At 60.7% G+C, this 18,580-nt stretch carries 15 protein-coding genes, 1 tRNA gene and 2 rRNA genes (1 of these 18 running past the window's edge); 6 read left to right on the top strand and 12 right to left on the bottom strand.

Features of this window, described 5'->3' with window-relative positions:
- From N2600_RS17900 to N2600_RS17875, 6 genes are all read left to right on the top strand, one after another.
- A 23S ribosomal RNA gene (locus tag N2600_RS17900) occupies positions 1–1,700 on the top strand (it extends 1,171 nt beyond the left edge of the window).
- A gap of 260 nt (positions 1,701–1,960) precedes the next feature.
- Positions 1,961–2,075 (top strand): 5S ribosomal RNA (gene rrf / locus N2600_RS17895).
- Positions 2,076–2,220: 145 nt separating this feature from the next.
- Positions 2,221–2,297: transfer RNA gene (locus N2600_RS17890), tRNA-Met, on the top strand.
- Positions 2,298–2,857: 560 nt separating this feature from the next.
- Entirely contained in the window at positions 2,858–3,859 is a 1,002-nt protein-coding gene (gene nuoH / locus N2600_RS17885; RefSeq protein WP_017965953.1) for an NADH-quinone oxidoreductase subunit NuoH, read from the top strand.
- 10 nt (positions 3,860–3,869) lie between these two features.
- Positions 3,870–4,436 (top strand): NADH-quinone oxidoreductase subunit I, encoded by a 567-nt coding sequence (locus tag N2600_RS17880; protein WP_017965952.1) that lies wholly within the window; start codon positions 3,870–3,872, stop codon positions 4,434–4,436.
- Positions 4,437–4,480: 44 nt separating this feature from the next.
- Entirely contained in the window at positions 4,481–4,921 is a 441-nt protein-coding gene (locus N2600_RS17875; protein WP_026154335.1) for a CBS domain-containing protein, read from the top strand.
- Positions 4,922–4,995: 74 nt separating this feature from the next.
- Here the strand turns inward: N2600_RS17875 and nuoG are convergent, their stop codons facing one another.
- The 12 genes from nuoG to N2600_RS17815 form a co-directional block, all read right to left on the bottom strand.
- On the bottom strand, positions 4,996–7,575 hold the full coding sequence (nuoG, locus tag N2600_RS17870) for an NADH-quinone oxidoreductase subunit NuoG (RefSeq protein WP_260296966.1): 2,580 nt from the start codon (positions 7,573–7,575) through the stop codon (positions 4,996–4,998).
- Positions 7,576–7,607: 32 nt separating this feature from the next.
- Positions 7,608–8,873, bottom strand: coding sequence for an NADH-quinone oxidoreductase subunit NuoF (nuoF, locus tag N2600_RS17865; RefSeq protein WP_260109347.1), 1,266 nt, complete (start codon positions 8,871–8,873; stop codon positions 7,608–7,610).
- A gap of 4 nt (positions 8,874–8,877) precedes the next feature.
- A complete protein-coding gene (nuoE, locus tag N2600_RS17860) occupies positions 8,878–9,387 on the bottom strand; it encodes an NADH-quinone oxidoreductase subunit NuoE (RefSeq protein ID WP_162117877.1) in 510 nt (169 codons plus the stop codon).
- Positions 9,388–9,403: 16 nt separating this feature from the next.
- Positions 9,404–10,618 (bottom strand): NADH dehydrogenase (quinone) subunit D, encoded by a 1,215-nt coding sequence (gene nuoD / locus N2600_RS17855; protein WP_260109346.1) that lies wholly within the window; start codon positions 10,616–10,618, stop codon positions 9,404–9,406.
- A gap of 29 nt (positions 10,619–10,647) precedes the next feature.
- On the bottom strand, positions 10,648–11,184 hold the full coding sequence (locus N2600_RS17850) for an NADH-quinone oxidoreductase subunit C (RefSeq protein ID WP_162117878.1): 537 nt from the start codon (positions 11,182–11,184) through the stop codon (positions 10,648–10,650).
- Positions 11,181–11,684: a NuoB/complex I 20 kDa subunit family protein gene (locus N2600_RS17845; protein ID WP_260109345.1), complete on the bottom strand. Its 504-nt coding sequence runs from the start codon at positions 11,682–11,684 to the stop codon at positions 11,181–11,183. The genes N2600_RS17850 and N2600_RS17845 overlap by 4 nt, the downstream gene beginning before the upstream one ends.
- Positions 11,672–12,037: an NADH-quinone oxidoreductase subunit A gene (locus tag N2600_RS17840; protein WP_017965944.1), complete on the bottom strand. Its 366-nt coding sequence runs from the start codon at positions 12,035–12,037 to the stop codon at positions 11,672–11,674. The genes N2600_RS17845 and N2600_RS17840 overlap by 13 nt, the downstream gene beginning before the upstream one ends.
- 153 nt (positions 12,038–12,190) lie before the next feature.
- Positions 12,191–13,630: an NADH-quinone oxidoreductase subunit N gene (locus N2600_RS17835; protein ID WP_260109344.1), complete on the bottom strand. Its 1,440-nt coding sequence runs from the start codon at positions 13,628–13,630 to the stop codon at positions 12,191–12,193.
- Positions 13,627–15,102, bottom strand: a complete 1,476-nt coding sequence (locus N2600_RS17830) for an NADH-quinone oxidoreductase subunit M (protein ID WP_260296960.1) — start codon at positions 15,100–15,102, stop codon at positions 13,627–13,629. The genes N2600_RS17835 and N2600_RS17830 overlap by 4 nt, the downstream gene beginning before the upstream one ends.
- A gap of 8 nt (positions 15,103–15,110) precedes the next feature.
- Entirely contained in the window at positions 15,111–16,871 is a 1,761-nt protein-coding gene (locus N2600_RS17825) for a Na(+)/H(+) antiporter subunit D (RefSeq protein ID WP_260109342.1), read from the bottom strand.
- Positions 16,864–17,118 carry a hypothetical protein gene (locus tag N2600_RS17820; RefSeq protein WP_017965940.1) on the bottom strand — a complete coding sequence of 85 codons (255 nt, stop codon included), beginning with the start codon at positions 17,116–17,118 and terminating at the stop codon, positions 16,864–16,866. Before N2600_RS17820 ends, N2600_RS17825 begins: the two co-directional genes overlap by 8 nt.
- A complete protein-coding gene (locus N2600_RS17815) occupies positions 17,115–18,578 on the bottom strand; it encodes a monovalent cation/H+ antiporter subunit D family protein (protein WP_260109341.1) in 1,464 nt (487 codons plus the stop codon). Before N2600_RS17815 ends, N2600_RS17820 begins: the two co-directional genes overlap by 4 nt.
- Between the last annotated feature and the right edge of the window lie 2 nt (positions 18,579–18,580).

Genomic DNA, 18,580 nt, shown 5'->3' with positions numbered 1-18,580 from the left:
GCTTAGAAGCAGCCATCATTTAAAGAAAGCGTAACAGCTCACTGGTCTAAATAAGGGTCTTTGCGCCGAAAATGTAACGGGGCTGAAGCCATGCACCGAAGCTGAGGATGTGTAGCAATACACGTGGTAGCGGAGCGTTCCGTAAGCTGATGAAGGGAGACCCGTGAGGGCTCCTGGAGGTATCGGAAGTGCGAATGTTGACATGAGTAACGATAAAGAGGGTGAGAGACCCTCTCGCCGAAAGACCAAGGGTTCCTGCTTAAAGTTAATCTGAGCAGGGTTAGCCGGCCCCTAAGGCGAGGCAGAAATGCGTAGTCGATGGGAACCACGTTAATATTCGTGGGCCTGGTGGTAGTGACGGATTGCACAAGTTGTTCTGGTTTATTGGATTATCAGGGCAGCGGAGCGGTTCCAGGAAATAGCTCCACCGTATAGACCGTACCCGAAACCGACACAGGTGGTCAGGTAGAGTATACCAAGGCGCTTGAGAGAACTATGTTGAAGGAACTCGGCAAATTGCACGCGTAACTTCGGAAGAAGCGTGACCCCATGGTAGGCAACTATTATGGGGTGGCACAGACCAGGGGGTAGCGACTGTTTATCAAAAACACAGGGCTCTGCGAAGTCGCAAGACGACGTATAGGGTCTGACGCCTGCCCGGTGCTGGAAGGTTAAGAGGAGAGGTGCAAGCTTTGAATCGAAGCCCCAGTAAACGGCGGCCGTAACTATAACGGTCCTAAGGTAGCGAAATTCCTTGTCGGGTAAGTTCCGACCTGCACGAATGGCGTAACGACTTCCCCGCTGTCTCCAACATAGACTCAGTGAAATTGAATTCCCCGTGAAGATGCGGGGTTCCTGCGGTCAGACGGAAAGACCCCGTGCACCTTTACTATAGCTTTACACTGGCATTCGTGTCGGCATGTGTAGGATAGGTGGTAGGCTTTGAAGCGGGGACGCCAGTTTCCGTGGAGCCATCCTTGAAATACCACCCTTATCGTCATGGATGTCTAACCGCGGCCCGTCATCCGGGTCCGGGACAGTGTATGGTGGGTAGTTTGACTGGGGCGGTCGCCTCCGAAAGAGTAACGGAGGCGCGCGATGGTGGGCTCAGACCGGTCGGAAATCGGTCGTCGAGTGCAATGGCATAAGCCCGCCTGACTGCGAGACTGACAAGTCGAGCAGAGACGAAAGTCGGTCATAGTGATCCGGTGGTCCCGCGTGGAAGGGCCATCGCTCAACGGATAAAAGGTACGCCGGGGATAACAGGCTGATGACCCCCAAGAGTCCATATCGACGGGGTTGTTTGGCACCTCGATGTCGGCTCATCGCATCCTGGGGCTGGAGCAGGTCCCAAGGGTTTGGCTGTTCGCCAATTAAAGCGGTACGTGAGCTGGGTTCAGAACGTCGTGAGACAGTTCGGTCCCTATCTGCCGTGGGTGTAGGAATATTGACAGGATCTGTCCCTAGTACGAGAGGACCGGGATGGACATATCTCTGGTGGACCTGTTGTCCTGCCAAGGGCATAGCAGGGTAGCTACATATGGACGGGATAACCGCTGAAGGCATCTAAGCGGGAAACCCACCTGAAAACGAGTATTCCCTATCAGAGCCGTGGAAGACGACCACGTTGATAGGCCGGGTGTGGAAGTGCGGCAACGCATGAAGCTTACCGGTACTAATAGCTCGATCGGCTTGATCGTTCTCATTGACTATGCTCATCGAACAAAGTTCGATGTGCCAGACCTTTGTCCTGACGCGCCATGGCGCTGCGGACGGCCCGCCAAACGATTGGCGACGGCCTCTGGCCTGTATCGGTGCCACAAGCACCCGCAGCCGGAAGAGGTTCCAAAAGACGTGTTCAAAACCAGCGAAAGAGAACCAAATAGCGCTATTCGCTATTGGCTACTCCCTATTCGCTCCAAATCCAGCTTCTCAAAACAACAAAGTTGCGCTTTGCCGACCTGGTGGTTATGGCGGGGTGGCTGCACCCGTTCCCTTTCCGAACACGGCCGTGAAACGCCCCTGCGCCCATGGTACTTCGTCTTAAGACGCGGGAGAGTAGGTCGCTGCCAGGTCTGCAAAACGCAACTTTGATAAAACAATCTTCTCTAAACAAAACAAACGGCCCATGCCGTCGCAAAAGGGCCGCTCACAAGCGGCCCTTCTGCGTTGAACAGACAGACAAGAAATACCATATTTGCCATAGGCAAAATAAAATGGCGCGGGGTGGAGCAGCCCGGTAGCTCGTCAGGCTCATAACCTGAAGGCCGCAGGTTCAAATCCTGCCCCCGCAACCAAATCCCAAATACACTCCTGAGCAATATCGCTGGCGCGAAGACTTCATCTTCGCTGGCGATGGTAGCTCCTCGTCCTGCGGACCATAACCTGAAGGCCGCAGGTTCAAATCCTGCCCCCGCAACCAAATCCTCTCTAAAGATCAGCACCTACCTTCTTATCGCTGGCGGAAAAGCTTCGCTTTCCCTGGCGATGGTAGCTCTCGTCCTGCGGACCATAACCTGAAGGTCATGAGCGGTCGATCGGGCCAGCCCGATAAAACAGTGACCTGCCACGGAACTTTCATCCTGCAGCGATGAGAGCCTCGGCGGTTTTTGATACGCAAGATGGCGCGGTGCAACCGGCGGAAACGCGGAGCGTTCATCTTGCGCAGCGAGCCACTCGTCTCAAAACGTCCTGAGCCCGGACACATCATAGCCAGCGGCGACATAACTGCGACGGCATTGTATGCGGTGCGTCGCCGTTGTACCATGTAATCTGACAAGTGCGCGCAGTGCTCATTGTATAGCCGGAGCCAAAGTCCGGTCGTGCGCTTCAACCCGATGAATAAGTAGCCGGGATCATGGAACTTATCGTCGCCCTTGGCCTGATCGTCTTGAAGGTCGCGTTCCTGATTGCGATCCTGCTGTTGCTACCCTTGCCGCTGACCTGGCTGGAACGCAAGATCGCCGGGCACATGCAGCAGCGGATGGGGCCGATGCGCGTGGGATGGCACGGGCTGTTGCAGCCGGCGGCGGATGGAATCAAGCTCCTGACCAAAGAGGATCACATCCCGGCCGAGGCCGACCGGTTCCTGTTCAAACTGGCGCCAATCCTGGCGCTCGCCCCGCCCTTTGTGGTGTTCGTCGCGATCCCCTTCGGCGAAACGGTCTCGGTCCTCGGCCACGAGATCACGCTCTACGTCTCCAACATGAATGTGGCGCTCCTTTTCGTTTTCTCGGTGATCGGGATCGAGGTTTATGGCGTGATCTTCGGCGGCTGGGCCTCCAACAGCAAATACGCTGTCCTGGGCAGCCTCAGGACCTGCGCGCAGATGATCAGCTACGAGATCCCGATGGGGTTCGCGGTCATCGGCGTGGTCATGCTGGCGCAATCCATGAGCCTGCTCGAGATCGTGCGGGCGCAGGCCGATGTCTGGAACATCGTCTACCAACCGGTCGGATTCATTGTGTTCTTCGTCGCCGGGCTCGCCGAAGCACAGCGCATTCCCTTCGACCTGGCGGAGGCGGAGGGTGATCTGGGTGCCGGGTTCCATACCGAATACAGCGGTATCCGCTTTGCCTTCTTCATGGTCAGCGAATATGCCATCGTATTGCTTGTGTCGGTGCTGGTGGTGATCCTGTTCTTCGGCGGTTGGAACGGAGTTCTGATTCCCTTGCCACCGCTCTTGTGGTTTGTGCTCAAGATCGCGTTCTTCGTCTATGTGTTTATCTGGTTCCGCTTCACTTTCCCCCGCTACCGCTACGACCAACTGATGGCGATCGGATGGAAAGTCTTGCTTCCTCTTTCAATGGCGAACATAATTATAACCGGTGTACTTTTTGGGGTCGTAGCGGCTCCGTAGCGAGGCGGCGATGTCGCGCGCGCAGGACAGAATTGGAACATGGATTGGTTGGGCGTTCTTTGCCGATCTGGCGAGCGCCTTGGCTCTGACCTTCGGCTACATGTTCTCCAGATCCGTGACCATGCAGTATCCGGACAAGGAAAAGTGGCTGCCCTACTCCCGCTATCGCGGGCATCACTTCCTGACGCGTGATGAAGAGGGCGAGATCAAGTGCGTGGCCTGCGAACTCTGCGCGCGAATCTGTCCCTGCGACTGTATCGAAGTCGTCCCCTACGAGGACGAGAACGGCAAGCGGCACCCGGCCAAATTCGAGATCGACACGGCCCGATGCCTATTCTGCGGGCTGTGCGAGGACGCCTGCCCGGCGGACGCGATCGCGCTTGGCCAGCAATACGAATTCTCGAGTTTTTCCTCAGCTGACCTGGTGATCGGGCGCGATGATCTGCTCGCCAAGCCGGGTAAGGCGGCAACCGGCGGCGGCGTGGTTGCCGCGCGCCTGAATACGAAGAAGGACGTACTTGTCGAGACGAAAGAGACGCAGGGCTACAACTGGTGGCGGAATATCCGGCGAACATGAACGCGCGCCAGCTGTCAAACCGAAGCGCTCGGAAGGAGGCTCAGATGTTTGTCGGTGAAATCATGAAAAACAAGGGTGTCGGTGTCATCACAGTTGCTCCCGATCAGACGATGGTGGAGGTACTGCGGCTGTTTCGAGACAACAATATCGGCTTCGTCGTCGTCAGCCGATCGAACGGCAAATACCTCGGTACGCTGTCGGAGCGGGACTGCTGCAATGCGGTGGCGGAATACGGGGCCGAGGCGGCGATGATGCGGGCCGCTGACATCATGAACCGCAGTGTGGCGACCTGTTCGACACAGGATTTGCTGCCCGTCGCGATGGGGATCATGACCAATCGACGGACGCGTCATGTGCTGGTCATGGACGGGAACGAGGTTACCGGCGTGGTCAGTATCGGGGACGTGGTTAAACACAGGCTCGACGAAGCGCAGCGTACAGAGCAGGATCTGCAGGATTACATCTGCGGGACCAGGTATCACTGACGTCGCCAGATCGATGTAAAGACGCTGGGACACGGCGGCATGCCGGGGGCCTTCCGATGCCCGATCCCAAATCTTCAGACCCCACGCCAGATCCGGTCCGTGCGGTCGAGCTCAAGAGCGGCATGAACCTTCTGGACCTCCACCGGGCATGGGTATTCGCCCCGCCGCATCAGGCTGTTGAGACGCAAGGCTCTATAGTTTTCCGGAACGAAGACGAGGCCCTTGGGAAACCGCCTGTCGACCTTGAGTTGCGCCGTCAGTTCGCCCTGGCCGGAACGCACGATCACCTGATCGCCATCCGACAGGCCAAGCTGCGCGGTATCCTGCGCGCTCATCGCGACATAGGGATCGTTGGCGACTGTGTTCAGGATGTCCGACCGTTCGGAAAGATATCCGTTGTGGAACAGGCAGTCGCCGGTGATCAGCATGAGCCGGTCGGCTGCAGTTGGAACGGGCGGCGGCGCAAGGAACACGCCAGCCGGTAATGTTGGCACTGCCTTGGTGAATGCACCGTCGGCGGCAAGCCCGTCCTGCGTCAACCCCTGATAGGCCGGAACCAGCCGGGCAATCTCGTCGAAAATTTCGGCTTGCGTCGATGGCCGCAGCGCTTGGTTGCGTAGCGCCGCGACGAAGTCGACAATCGCCAGATTGCCTCGCGCCTCGAAAACGGGCTCACGGAATTTGCGAACATTCTGGATCCGGCCCTCATTGTTGGTGAACGTTCCGGATTCCTCGCCGTAGCCCGACGCGGGCAAGACGACCTCGGCCATGCCCGCCGTATCCGTGAGGAACGCGTCCTGCACGATCAGGAGATCGGCGGCGCCAAGCGCCCGCGTCACGAAGTCCCGGTCGGGATAGGCGACCAGGGGGTCGGTTCCGACGATGTAGAGCGCGCCCATCCGCCCACCGACGCAGAGCTCCAGCATGGCGTCGAGATCCGCGCCGGGTTCAGACGGGATTTCGGTGCCCCAGTTTCGTGCAAAAGTTGCGCGCGCCGCGTCATCGGCGACCGCCCGCAGCCCCGGCAGACCCGCCGGCAGGACCCCCATGTCCCAGGCGCCCATCTGGTTGGCACGGTCGAAGAGAAACTGCATCGCCGGGCCCTTGCCTAGCAGGCGGAGGACGTGCAGCAGGTTGTTGAGCTGCTGCAGCGTCGCACGCGCTTCGGGTAATCTCAGGAGGTCGACGCTGACAAGCACGGTGACGCTGCGGCCTTCCCTGAGCGCGGCGGCCAGGCGCTCGGGCCCGTCACTGCCGGCGCCCGCCGCTGGCCTGCCGATTGCCGCATCGATGTCCGCAAAAGCGCCGCCCGGCAAGGCCTGACCAGCCGCCGCCACGAGACCGGCCACTACCGCCGCAAGGCTCGCCGCTTCTCCGCCCGGAGGCACACGAACCACCACCCTGGCATCGGCGTCCAGACGCGATGGCCGCGCCGATAGCATGAGCAATCCGGTCTGCCGCCGCCGCGCGCCGTCCCGCAGCAGGTATTCGGTGACCGGGTTCTCCTCGGTTATGTTGCCTCCGACGACGAGCACGCAGTCGCTGCCGATTAGGTCCTCCAGTGGCTTGCGGCTGTAGAAAGTTCTCAATAGCGGGCCGAGCGTATCGAAGGGCGCGGCCCAGCGTGACGAACAATCAATGTTGTTGGTCCGGAATACTGTTCGCATCAGCTTCTGGAACTGATAAAGCACCTCGTTGGGCAGGCGAGGCGAGGCCAGCCCGCCGGCATCCTTGCTCTCGACGGCCAACAGTCGCCGGTGCAGATAGTCCCCAGCTTCGTCCCAGGAAACCGGAACCAGGGCGCCATCGTGACGGATCATTGGCTGCTTGATCCGGTCCCGGCTTGCAACGAAATCGAGGCCGAAGCGTCCTCGCACGCAGAGAGTTTCGTGGTTGACACCTTCGTCCCACTTCGAGCGCACCCGCATGAACTCGCCCTTGCGCGTGCCCACCGTCAGCTGGCAACCGGTGCCACAATGCGGGCAGACCGTGTCGGTCTCTACGAGATCCCAGGGGCGCGCCTTGTAGCGGTAGGGGAAGCTCATCAGCGCGCCGACCGGGCAGACCTCGACGCAATTGCCGCACTGATCGCAACTCGCCAGACTGCCCTCGAAGCCGGTGACGGCGGTATCCATGCCTTTTTCGACGGTGCCCAGTGCCACCGCGCCGACGACCTCCTCACACATCCGGACGCAGCGCTGGCACTGGATGCAGCGGTTGACGTTCATGATGATGACCGGACTTAAACGAATGTCCTCGGAGTGGAACACACGTTTGTCATCGTGGAATTGGCTTTCGCGGGGGCCGTAGGCCATTACCATGTCCTGGAGCTCGCATTCGCCGCCCTTGTCGCAGATCGGGCAGTCGAGGGGGTGGTTGGCGAGCAGCATGTCGAGCATGGAAGAGCGCGTTTCCTCGATCAGAGGCGTGTTCGTCCGCACGACCATGCCATCGGTGGCCACAGTGGCGCAGGACGGCTGCAGCCGGCGCAGGCCCTCGATCTCCACCAGACACATGCGGCAGGAGGCGAGCGGCGGCAGGCGCTTCATATAGCAGAAGGTCGGGATGTCGATGCCCAAACGCAGGGCGGACTGCAACACCGTCGAGCCAGCCTCAACTTCCAGCGTTTGTCCATCGATCGTGACTTTAAGCATGGTTTCCTCACAGCCTGGTCCGGCACACTCCTTTAGTGAAACGGGCACCTCCGCTCCTCGACATGGGCGACGAATTCATCTCGGAAATGCGCGAGTGCTGCCCGCAATCCCATCGCTGCACCGTCACCCAAGGCACAAAACGTATTGCCGAAAATGCCCTTGCAGAGCATCTCCAGTTGCTCCAGATCGCCGGGTGCGCCATCCCCGCCTTCAATCCGGCGCAGGACCTTCACGACCCAGTTCAATCCTTCCCGGCAGGGCGTGCACTTGCCGCAGGACTCATGGTGGAAGAACTCGATGACCCTGGTGGCGACCTTGACCATGCAGGTGCTATCGTCGATCACGATAAGGCCGGCCGAACCGAGCATCGAGCCGGCGGCAGCCAGCGAGTCAAAATCCATCCTCACGTCCAGCCCGTGCTCAGGGATGACCGGCGCTGAGACCCCGCCCGGGATCACCGCCTTGATCTTGCGTCCCGGCAGGGCCCCGCCGGCATGTTCCTCGACCAGCTCGCGCAGGGGTATGCCCATCGGCAACTCGTAGAGGCCGGGTTTGCGCACCTGCCCACTGAGGCAGTAGAGCTTCGGGCCAGGGCTCTTGTCCGGGCCGATGCCGCGGAACCAGTCCGCGCCCCGCGCCACGATATGCGGCACGCAGGCCAGCGTCTCGACATTGTTGATCACAGTCGGGCTGGCGTAGAGCCCGGCCACGGCCGGAAACGGCGGCTTCAATCGCGGCTGCGCCCGCTTGCCCTCGAGCGACTCGAGCATGGCAGTCTCCTCGCCGCAGATATAGGCGCCTGCGCCGCAATGGATGTGGACGGCGAAATCGAAATTCGAGCCCAGAATGCCCGTTCCCAGATAACCCTTTTCCTGTGCCTCGGCGATCGCCTGCTCCAGGCGACGGATGGCCGTCACATATTCTCCGCGGATGTAGACATAGGCGGTTTTGGCCCCAATCGCATAGGCGCTTACCGCCAGCCCCTCGATGAGCTGATGCGGATCGCGCTCCATGATGATCCGGTCCTTGAAGGTACCTGGCTCCCCCTCATCGGCGTTGCAGCAAAGATATTTCGGCTTGTCGACCTGCTTCGGTACGAAACTCCATTTCATGCCCGTCGGGAATCCGGCACCGCCGCGACCGCGCAGGTTGGACTGTTTGACTAGGTTAACGACCTCGTCAGGCGTGTATTCTCTCAGCGCCTTCGCCAGTGCCTGGTAGCCGCCGCCAGCCTCGTAGGTCGACAGCAGGTGACTGTCCGGCACGGCGACATTCTTGAGGAGAACCGGCTCGAACATGGCGCTACTCTCCCTGCGGTCGCGCAGAGGGCTCGATGCTCGCGACCCGTTCCGCCGTAGCCCGCAGGTTCTCCAAAAGTGCATCTATCCGCGCGACATCAAGGGCGCCATGGTAATCGTCGCCGACCTGCATCACCGGAGCCATCTCGCAGGCACCGAGGCACTCGACGGAGGAAAGCGTGAACAGCCCGTCCGGCGTGGTGTCGCCCTTCCTGATCGCCAGCACCGTTTCCAGATGCTTCAGCAGATCCTCGGCTCCGCACAACATGCAGGAAACATTGTCACAGAGTTGCAGGTGGAACATGCCCACCGGCTCGGTATGGAAGAGCGAATAAAAGGTCGCAAGCTCGTAGACCCAGATCCGTTCGACTCCGAGCGTGTCGGCGACTTCTTCCAGCACCTGACCAGGCAGATGGCCATGCTCCCTCTGCGCGATCAGAAGCGCGGGCATGATCGCAGAGCGCTGGTCGGGATACCGCGCCGCTGCCTCTTTTATCTTTTCGCGCATGGTCATTGCATTCAAATCCCTGCTACTTGTCCACCTCCGCCATCACCGGGTCGAGACTGCCGAGCACGGCGATCATGTCCGCCAGATAGCGGGCGTTGGTCACCCCGAACAGTCCCTGAAGGTTGACGAACGAGGGTGCCCGCACCTTCATGCGGAATGGTTTTGGCGACCCGTCGCTGATGATATAGAAGCCAAGCTCGCCCTTTGGCGCCTCGATCGCCGAATAGACCTCGCCCTTCGGCACCTTGAAGCCATAGGCCGACAGGTCGAAATGCTGGATCAGTGCTTCCATCGAGCAATGCACCTTGTCCTTGTCCACCGGGAAGGCGATTGTTGGCATGTCGATCTGGAACGGCCCCTCGGGCATCTGGTCGAGGCATTGCTCGATGATCCGGACACTCTCGCGCATTTCCTCGACCCGACATTGCCAGCGCGCATAGCAGTCGCCCTCGTCGCGCGTGATGACGTTGAAGTCGAGCCGGTCATAGATCTCATAGGGCTCGTCGCGACGGATGTCCCAGTCGACGCCCGAAGCGCGCAAGTTCGGACCGCTCAGGCCAAGATCGATGGCGTCCTCGGCGGAGATCACGCCGATCCCCTGCGTGCGCTTCAGGAATACCCGGCTGTTTTCGAGCAACCGCTCATAGTCGCGGATCCGGTTTGGGAAGATGTCGCAGAACTCCCTGATCTTGGGAAGGAAACCGTCAGGCAGGTCCTCGCGCACTCCGCCGACCCTGCAGAAGGACGTGTGCATGCGCGCACCGCTGATCATTTCCAGGAGGTCCATGATCATTTCGCGCTCCCGCATGGCGTAGAGCAAGGCGGTCATGGCGCCGAGGTCCATCGGCAGCGCGCCGGTGATCAAGACATGGCCGGAGATCCGTGCCAGCTCGGCCATCATCACGCGGATATATTGTGCGCGAATCGGTGCTTCTATGCCGAGGAGTTTCTCCACCGCCAGCGCGAAGGCGAGGTTGTTCGACGGTGGACAGAGGTAGTCGAGCCGATCGGTGAGCGGAAAAATCTGGGTGTAGGTGAAGCTCTCCGCCAGTTTTTCGGTGCCGCGATGGAGGTAGCCGATATGTGGATCCACGCGCTTGACGTACTCGCCGTCCATTTCCAGGACAAGCCGAAGAACCCCATGCGTGCTCGGGTGCTGGGGGCCGAGATTGAGAAGCACCTCCTTGGTGTCGAACGCTTCGCCTTGCGGGCTGATCAGTTCGGTGACTTCGGTCATTTTAGGTTCCCGGCGTGGAGCGGCCTCCCTTATGGAATGTTCTTGGTGGCGAGGTCGGGCTGCGTCGGCGGCGTGCCTTCGGCGCCAAACGGGTTCAGCTTGTCCTTGTAGCCACGGAGCGGAAAATCCTTGCGCTGCGGGAAGCCCTCGAACCCTTCCCACATGTAGATCCGGCGCAAATCGGGGTGGCCCTCGAACCTGATCCCGTACATGTCCCAGGCTTCGCGCTCATGCCAATTGGCGGTTCGCCAGACCCCCGTCACAGACGGGACCCGCGGCGGATCGGCGAGGCGGCATTTGATGCGAACGCGCCATTTGTTCGGTAGCGAATAGAGGTGGTACACCGTCTCGTAGCGTGGCATCTCAGGATAATGATCGACCCCGCAGATGTCCGACAGGAAGTTGAACCGCAACGCCGGGTGTTCCTTCAGAAACCGGCAAAGCTCGACGATCGTGTCAGGCGGAGCGGCGAAGGCATGTACACCATGCGCGAAGCCAAGATCGTCGATTGTCTCGCCGAAACGCTCCGTGATCGTCGTGCGGATGAGGGGCGTCTCCACACTCATGACGCTGCAACTCGATCCAGAGGAGTCCCGGCCAGTGCTCGGGATTTTTTGATCTTCTCCTGAAGTAGCAGGAACCCATGCATCAGCGCCTCGGGCCGCGGCGGGCAGCCGGGCACATGCACGTCCACCGGCACGAAGGTCTCCGCTCCCTGCGCCACCGCATAGGTGTTGTAGACCCCGCCCGAGATAGCGCAGGTGCCCATTGCGATAACCCAGCGCGGCTCCGGCATCTGGTCATAAAGCCTGCGCACGACGGGAGCGAATTTCCGCGTCACGGTGCCGGCGATAATCATCACGTCGGACTGGCGCGGCGAAGGCCGGAACACCACGCCGAACCGGTCGAGATCATAGCGGGCGCACCCCGCCGAGATCATCTCGATGGCGCAGCAGGCAATTCCGAAGGTCTCGGGCCACAGCGCCGATTTTCGGCTCCAGTTGATAACGCTCTCGGCGGTGGTGAACAGCACGCTGTCGCGGATCGAATTGTTTACGCTTCCCATTCCAGCGCTCCCTTCAGCCAGGCGTAGGCGAAGCCCACAAGAAGCAGCACTATGAAGACGAACATCTCGACATAACCGACGAGGCCGATGTCTTTCAGGACAACGGCCCAGGGAAAGAGGAACATCGTCTCGACATCGAAAACGACCAACAGGATCGCGAGAATAAAGAACTGCACCCTAAAGCGGCCCCCGGCGGCCTCGCCTGCTGGGTCCATGCCGCATTCATAGGGCATGTTCTTTTCGGGATAGGGATTGGACGGGCGCAGCAGTGAGGAGACAAAAAGCGTCGCCCCTGTCACCAGAACAACTCCGGCGACCATGAAAAGAACCGGCAAGAATTCCATTGCAGCCATATCGCACTGCACCGGTTACCCACTGAAAGCTTTCCTAAGGCCGCGACCGCCCTGTTCAGGATGGTAATGCGGTCGCCCCGGGAAAGGGCTTGGGTAATCCTTTCTTGAGCTTCGAGTTTATTCCGTCGGGCAGATCATTGCAAATTCAATCGGTCAGCCGCCAAACACCGAGTTTTGAGCAAGCCGCAGAAACCACGCGGGAAACAGGCCGATGCCGATGGTGCCCAAGGCGGTGAAGGCGAGCGTGGTGCGTACCCAGGGAGTCAGCGCAGGCTCGAACGTCCTCTCCGGCTCGCGCATGTAGATCACCATGACTATGCGGATGTAAAAATAGGCGGCGACGGCGCTCAGCAGCACCGCGATCACCGCCAGCATGACGAAACCTCGCTCGACCAGCGCGAGCAGCACGTAGAATTTGGCGAAGAACCCGGCCGTCGGCGGAATGCCGGCCAGCGAGAACAGATAGAGCAGCATCAGAAGCGCCAGACCGGGATGCGACTTGGCGAAACCCGCGTAATCTTCAATGACCTCGCCTGAGAAATCGCCGTTCCGCATCATGATGACGGCGCCGAAAATACCGAGATTCATGAGGGAGTAGATCAGCAGGTAGAGCATCACGCTGGCGATTCCGTCCGCGCCGCCGGCCACCACGCCGAAAAGGGCGAACCCGGCATGGGCAATGCTGGAATAGGCCAGGAGGCGCTTGAAATTATCCTGCACCAGCGCGACGAAACTTCCGAGCGCCATCGTCACCACCGCAATGACCGCGACGATGATCCAGACGTCCGAGGCCGCGACCAGCGGGTTGAGGAACACCCGCAGGATCGCCGCAAATCCTGCCGCCTTAGGGCCTACCGACATGAATGCGGTGATCGTCGTCGGCGCGCCTTCGTAGACGTCCGGCACCCACATATGAAACGGCACCGCGCCGACCTTGAAGACCAGCCCCGCGACGATGAAGACCTCTGCCAGCAGCAATCCCGGATCGAGCGGGTCGTCGGTCACAGCCGCAGCCATCCCGTCCAGTTGCGTCGTGCCGGTGAGCCCGTACATCAACGAAACGCCGTAGAGGAAAATCCCGGTCGAGACCGCGCCAAGGATCACGTATTTCAGCGCCGCTTCGTTCGACCGCCGCTCTCGCCGCAGGAAACCGGTCAGCACATAGGTGCAGAGCACCATCAGTTCGAGGCCCACATAGATCGAGAGGAGATCGGTCGCCGAAGCCATGATCATCATTCCCGACAGCGAAAAGAGCAGCAGGACATAGTATTCGCTGCTCCCGATCCCTTCGATTTCCGCATATTTTCGCGAAAGGAGGAATGTCAGGATGGTGGCCAGGTAGAACACGAACTTGAAGAAGACCGCGAAGCGATCGGCGATGAACATGCTCGTGTAGGCCGGCCGCACCTCGCTCGAAAGCATGAGTGTCGCCATGGCGGCAATCAGCACGACCGCGACGGAGGCCCAGACAAGGAAATGTTCCTGGCCCTTGCGCACAAGCTGTCCCAGGATCAAAAGGATGCAGGCTCCAGTGATCACCACGATCTCGGGCAGGCTTGCGAGAGCCGACTGGAAAAGTGCTGCGGCAGTCATTGGCCGCTCCCTTTATCATGCGCCTGAGCCAGCAGATGCTTCACCGAGACGTCGATAATGTTGAGAAAGGGTTTCGGATATAGCCCGACCCAAAGCACGAAGACGGCCAGCGGCAGGATCGCGACCATCTCGCGGGCGTTCACGTCGCGTATCTTGAATCGGACACCGACGCTGGCCGGGCCTAGCGCGACTTTCCTGTACATGCCAAGCAGATAGGCCGCGCCCAATAACGCGCCAAAAACGGCGGGCGCGCCGATGGCGAGGTTGGCCGCAAAACCGCCCGACAGCACCAGCAGTTCGCCCACGAACGAATTCGTCCCCGGCAGCGCCATTGACGACAGAGTGAACAGCGCCAGAAATGCCGTATAGACCGGCGCCGCCTTCATCAGCCCGCCGTAATCTGCAATGCTTCGCGTGTGTGTCCGCTCGTAGATCAGGCCGACGAACAGGAACAACGCGCCGGTCGTTACGCCATGATTGAACATTTGCAGGATGGCGCCCTCGAGCCCGCGGAGGTTCAGCGCAAAAATCCCCAGCGTCACGAAGCCCATGTGGCTGATGCTGGAATAGGCCACCAGCTTCTTCAGGTCGTCCTGCGCCAGCGCAAGCAACCCGCCGTAGACGATCGCAAGCGCCGAAAGCGAAAGCATCAGCGTCGAATAATACACCGACGCCTCCGGCAGCATCGACAGCGAGAACCGCAGGAACCCGTAGGCGCCCATCTTCAGGAGCACCCCTGCAAGGATGATGCTGCCTGCCGTCGGCGCCTGTACATGGGCGTCCGGCAGCCAGGTATGGACCGGCACCATCGGCACTTTGACGGCGAAGGCGATCAGGAAGGCGAAGAACAGCCAGGACTGGACCGGGAACGGCAAATCCTGCGCTGTCAGCGTGACGATGTCGAAGGTCTCGCCGCCGTTGAAATAGAGCACGATGACACCGATGAGGAACAGGAGGCTGCCCGCCAGCGTGTAGAGGAAGAACTTGAACGCCGCATAGACCCGGCCTTCGCCGCCCCAGACGCCGATGATCAGGTACATCGGGATCAGCATCGCCTCCCAGAAGACGTAGAACAGGAACAGGTCGAGCGCGCAGAACACCCCCAGCATCAGCGTCTGCATGGAGAGCAGACTGACCATGAACGCCTTCACCTTGCGGTCGATCGCGACCCACGAGGCGAGCACGCATATCGAGCCCAGCAGAGCGGTCAGGAAAACGAAGAGCGCGCTTATCCCGTCGATGCCAAGCGCATAAGTGATCCCGAGCGCGGGCACCCATAGGCGCTTCTCGGTGAACTGCATCGCGTGGGTCGTGGTGTCAAAGCTCGCCAGCATGGCGATGCAGAGAGCGAGATCGAGGATGGTGACGGCCAGCGCGGTCCACCGCACCGCATCGTCGCTGCGCAGAAACATCAGAACCGCTGCCCCGGCGACGGGCGTGAATACGATGAGACTGAGTAGCGGCAATCCCATCACGCCCCCTACCGCCACACCACGGCGAAGACGACAGTGGCTGCGATCACACCACCGATCATCGCCAGCGCGTAATGGGTCACGACGCCGGTCTGGAGGCGCCGCAGCGTCCCGCCACCATTCAGGATCGCCCGGGCGACGCCATTCACGATGGCATCCACACCGGCGAGATCAATCCACAGTCCCGCCCGCGCCGCCCCATGCAGGAAAGGCAGAACCGCGGTCTCGGACACCTCACTCACCGTCTTCTCGTAGCGCGTCAGCGGTTTTCCGGCGATCCACATGAAGACCCGCGCGCCCTTGCGGTAGAACCAGTCGGTGTCGATGCTGATCGTGTTCTCGGGGTCGAGTGCCCTGAGGAATATGACAAAACCCAAGGCGGTGAACATCAGCACGCCAAGGCTCTCGGTGACATGGACGCCGGTGTAGGGCTCGAAGTCGACCGGATAGGGTAGAAGTGCGTAAAGCGGCTGCGGGACGACGCCGATCGCGATGCAGAGCACCGCCGCCATGCCCATCGCAACCAGCATGTTGCGGGGCGGCTCCCGCGCCTCCAGCTTCCGGTCCGTGCCAAAGAACATGTAATAGGGGAGCTTGAGACCGGTGTGGAGGAATGTCCCCGCCGACGCCATCGTCAGTGCCAACACCACCAGCGCGCGGTGATCCTGCCCGGCGGCGGCCACCACCATCGACTTGGTGACGAAGCCCGAGAAGAATGGAAATGCCGAAATCGCGAAAGCGCCAACCATGTAGAGCGCCACGGTCACCGGCATGGTCTTGTAGAGCCCACCAAGCTCGGTGAGCTTGCGCCGGCCGGTGACGTAAATCACCGCCCCAGTACCCATGAACAAGAGCGCCTTGTAGAGGATATGTGCGAAAGCATGACTGGTGGCCCCGTTCACCGCCATCTCGGTGCCGATGCCGACGCCCGCCACCATGTAGCCCACCTGGCTAACGATGTGATAGGCCAGTAGCCGCCGGCAGTCGTTCTCCAGCACCGCGTAGACGACGCCGTAGAGCGCCATCGCGGTACCGAGCCAAACGAGAAGTTCAGTTCCCGGAAACGCCCGCGCCAGCACATAGACGGCGGTCTTGGTGGTGAAGGCGCTCATGAACACCGCGCCGGTGACCGTCGCCTCCGGGTAAGCGTCGGTCAGCCAGGCGTTGAGCGGCGGCACAGCGGCATTGAGCATGAACCCGGCAAGGATCAGGTAAGCGCCGACGCCCATCTCGCCTGCGATCGGGCCGAAGAGCAGCGAGCCAGTCGAGAGCCCGTAGAGAATGACGCCGCCAAGTAGGACGACGCCGCCAGTGAAATGGACCATGAGATACCGGAACCCGGCGGCGATCGCCTGTCGGCCGCCTTCGGCGAAGACCAGGTAGGCAGAGGCAAACGCCATGCCTTCCCAGAACAGGTAGAGCGTCAAGTAGTCGCCGGCGAACACGACGCCGAGGGCGCTGCCGACGTAGACAAATGCAGCGACATGCTGGCCGGGGCGAGGCAGGTGCAGCGCATAGACCGTTCCAATCAGCGCCATGATGGTGAAAACGGTGGCGAAGACGATGCTCAGCTTGTCGACCTTGGCGATGAGGATTTCCTGCCCGACGAACTGCGTCGCGCCGTAGCTTCCCGGTTGTATCGTCAGCACGGCGAGGATCGCCAGCGCCGGGATCAGCAGCAGATAGGCTTTGCGGATCGATCCGTTCAGGAAAGGGATCGGCAGGGCGCCGAGAATGAACAGCAGGGCGGGATGGACGAAGTCAGTCATAATAGTCCTCGCGCCGCATGAGCCCAGCCCGGTGGCCAAGGAACTTGGAAACGAAAATCAGCAGCACGCAGGATAAGAAGCCGTAGGCGGCCGACCAGCCCGGCAGGCGGTCCCAGAGGTATTCTGCGTGTTCGCGGTGGACCAGAAAGTCGGAGATAACGGTCAGAACGAGCACCAGATAGAACAGCCGGCGGCGCTGGTTTGCATGTTCCTCGTCACCAAAGAAGTCGACGACACGCTTGATCATCTGACAACTCCTTCCGCCAGGGCGAGGAAATAGCCGGGAAAGATGCCCATCGACACCGACAAGATGGCAGTCGCAACCAGCGGGATCGTCATCATCGGAATTTCGCGGACCGTCGCCGGGCTCTCCTGCGCTTCCGTCCCGAAAAAGGCGGCATAGCTGACAGGCAGGAAATAAGCTGCGTTCAGGACTGAGCTCGCAAGGAGCACGACCAGGAACGCAATTTCGCCCGCCTCCACCGAGCCCCGCGCCAGATACCACTTGCTGACGAAGCCCCCGGTCGGCGGCACCCCGATCATGCTCAGCGAGGCGACGAAAAAAGCACCCATCGTCCAAGGCAGCCTGCGGCCGATGCCGGCCATGTCGCTGATATTCCGCTTTCCCGATGCGCAAAAGATCGAGCCGGCGCAGAAGAAGAGGGTGATCTTCGAGAACGCATGCGCCGCAATGTGGACGATGCCGCCGACCATCGCGACGGGCGACAACAGAACCGCGCCCAGAACGACGTAGGAGAGCTGGCTGACCGTCGAATAGGCGAGCCTCGCCTTCAGGTCGTCCCGCGTCAGCGCATAGACGGACGCCATCAAGATCGTGAAGGAGACCAGATAGGCCGTGGCGATGCCCAGCCCAAGCCCGCCCACCAGCCCCGTGCCGAAAACGTGAAACACCACCCGCAGCACGCAGAACACGCCCATCTTGACCACGGCCACTGCATGCAGGAGCGCGCTGACCGGTGTCGGCGCCACCATCGCGGCAGGCAGCCAGGCGTGCATCGGCATTACCGCAGCCTTGGCGAAACCGAAAAGGTAGCAGAAATAGACGACCGTCAGCATCGCGGCAGAAGCATCGCTCCTTGCCAGCAGGCCCCCCGACACAAAATCGAACGACCCCGCAATGTGGTAGGTCAGCGCCAGCGCGGCGAGAAGCAGGCTTTTCGACGCGCCCATCAAATAGACGAGGTACTTGCGGCTGCCCGCCCATCCCTGTTCATCCTCGTGGTGGTAAACAAGCGGATAGGTCACGAGGCTAAGCATCTCGTAGAAGATCACCAGCGTGAATAGATTGGCGGAAAAGGCGCCCCCGACGGCCGCCGCGAGGCTGGTGGCGAAGCAAGCGAAGAACCTAGTCTGCGCATGCTCGTTCAAGTGGCGCATGTAGCCGATGGAATAGATCGCCGCCACGATCCACAGGAGCGACGAGACGGTGGCGAATACCATGCCGAGCGCATCCACCCGGAAAGCGAAGTCTATCCCCGGCAAAATCTCGAACAGGCGCAATTCGACCGTCCCGCCCGCCAACACCGTGGGCGCCATCGAGGCGACAATCGCGAACATGACGATTGCAGCGAGCGGCGAGACGATATCGCGGAGCTTCTCGCGGTTGTGCAGAAGGAGAACGGCAAGGGCCGCCAGGCCTGCTATGGCGACGGCAAGCAGCGGCCGGATCGATATCACCGGGTCCAAAG

Origin of the sequence: Rhizobium sp. WSM1274 (assembly GCF_025200775.1) — a bacterium.
Taxonomy (GTDB): domain Bacteria; phylum Pseudomonadota; class Alphaproteobacteria; order Rhizobiales; family Rhizobiaceae; genus Rhizobium; species Rhizobium leguminosarum_I.
Note: the sequence above shows the minus strand (reverse complement) of the source record. Positions and strands in the feature narration are given on the sequence as shown.

Excerpts from the sequence above, each read along its gene's own strand:
- nuoH (WP_017965953.1), top strand. The coding sequence starts at position 2,858 with ATGGAACTTATCGTCGCCCTTGGCCTGATCGTCTTGAAGGTCGCGTTC.
- N2600_RS17880 (WP_017965952.1), top strand. The coding sequence starts at position 3,870 with ATGTCGCGCGCGCAGGACAGAATTGGAACATGGATTGGTTGGGCGTTC.
- N2600_RS17875 (WP_026154335.1), top strand. The coding sequence starts at position 4,481 with ATGTTTGTCGGTGAAATCATGAAAAACAAGGGTGTCGGTGTCATCACA.
- nuoG (WP_260296966.1), bottom strand. The coding sequence starts at position 7,575 with ATGCTTAAAGTCACGATCGATGGACAAACGCTGGAAGTTGAGGCTGGC.
- nuoF (WP_260109347.1), bottom strand. The coding sequence starts at position 8,873 with ATGTTCGAGCCGGTTCTCCTCAAGAATGTCGCCGTGCCGGACAGTCAC.
- nuoE (WP_162117877.1), bottom strand. The coding sequence starts at position 9,387 with ATGACCATGCGCGAAAAGATAAAAGAGGCAGCGGCGCGGTATCCCGAC.
- nuoD (WP_260109346.1), bottom strand. The coding sequence starts at position 10,618 with ATGACCGAAGTCACCGAACTGATCAGCCCGCAAGGCGAAGCGTTCGAC.
- N2600_RS17850 (WP_162117878.1), bottom strand. The coding sequence starts at position 11,184 with ATGAGTGTGGAGACGCCCCTCATCCGCACGACGATCACGGAGCGTTTC.
- N2600_RS17845 (WP_260109345.1), bottom strand. The coding sequence starts at position 11,684 with ATGGGAAGCGTAAACAATTCGATCCGCGACAGCGTGCTGTTCACCACC.
- N2600_RS17840 (WP_017965944.1), bottom strand. The coding sequence starts at position 12,037 with ATGGCTGCAATGGAATTCTTGCCGGTTCTTTTCATGGTCGCCGGAGTT.
- N2600_RS17835 (WP_260109344.1), bottom strand. The coding sequence starts at position 13,630 with ATGACTGCCGCAGCACTTTTCCAGTCGGCTCTCGCAAGCCTGCCCGAG.
- N2600_RS17830 (WP_260296960.1), bottom strand. The coding sequence starts at position 15,102 with ATGGGATTGCCGCTACTCAGTCTCATCGTATTCACGCCCGTCGCCGGG.
- N2600_RS17825 (WP_260109342.1), bottom strand. The coding sequence starts at position 16,871 with ATGACTGACTTCGTCCATCCCGCCCTGCTGTTCATTCTCGGCGCCCTG.
- N2600_RS17820 (WP_017965940.1), bottom strand. The coding sequence starts at position 17,118 with ATGATCAAGCGTGTCGTCGACTTCTTTGGTGACGAGGAACATGCAAAC.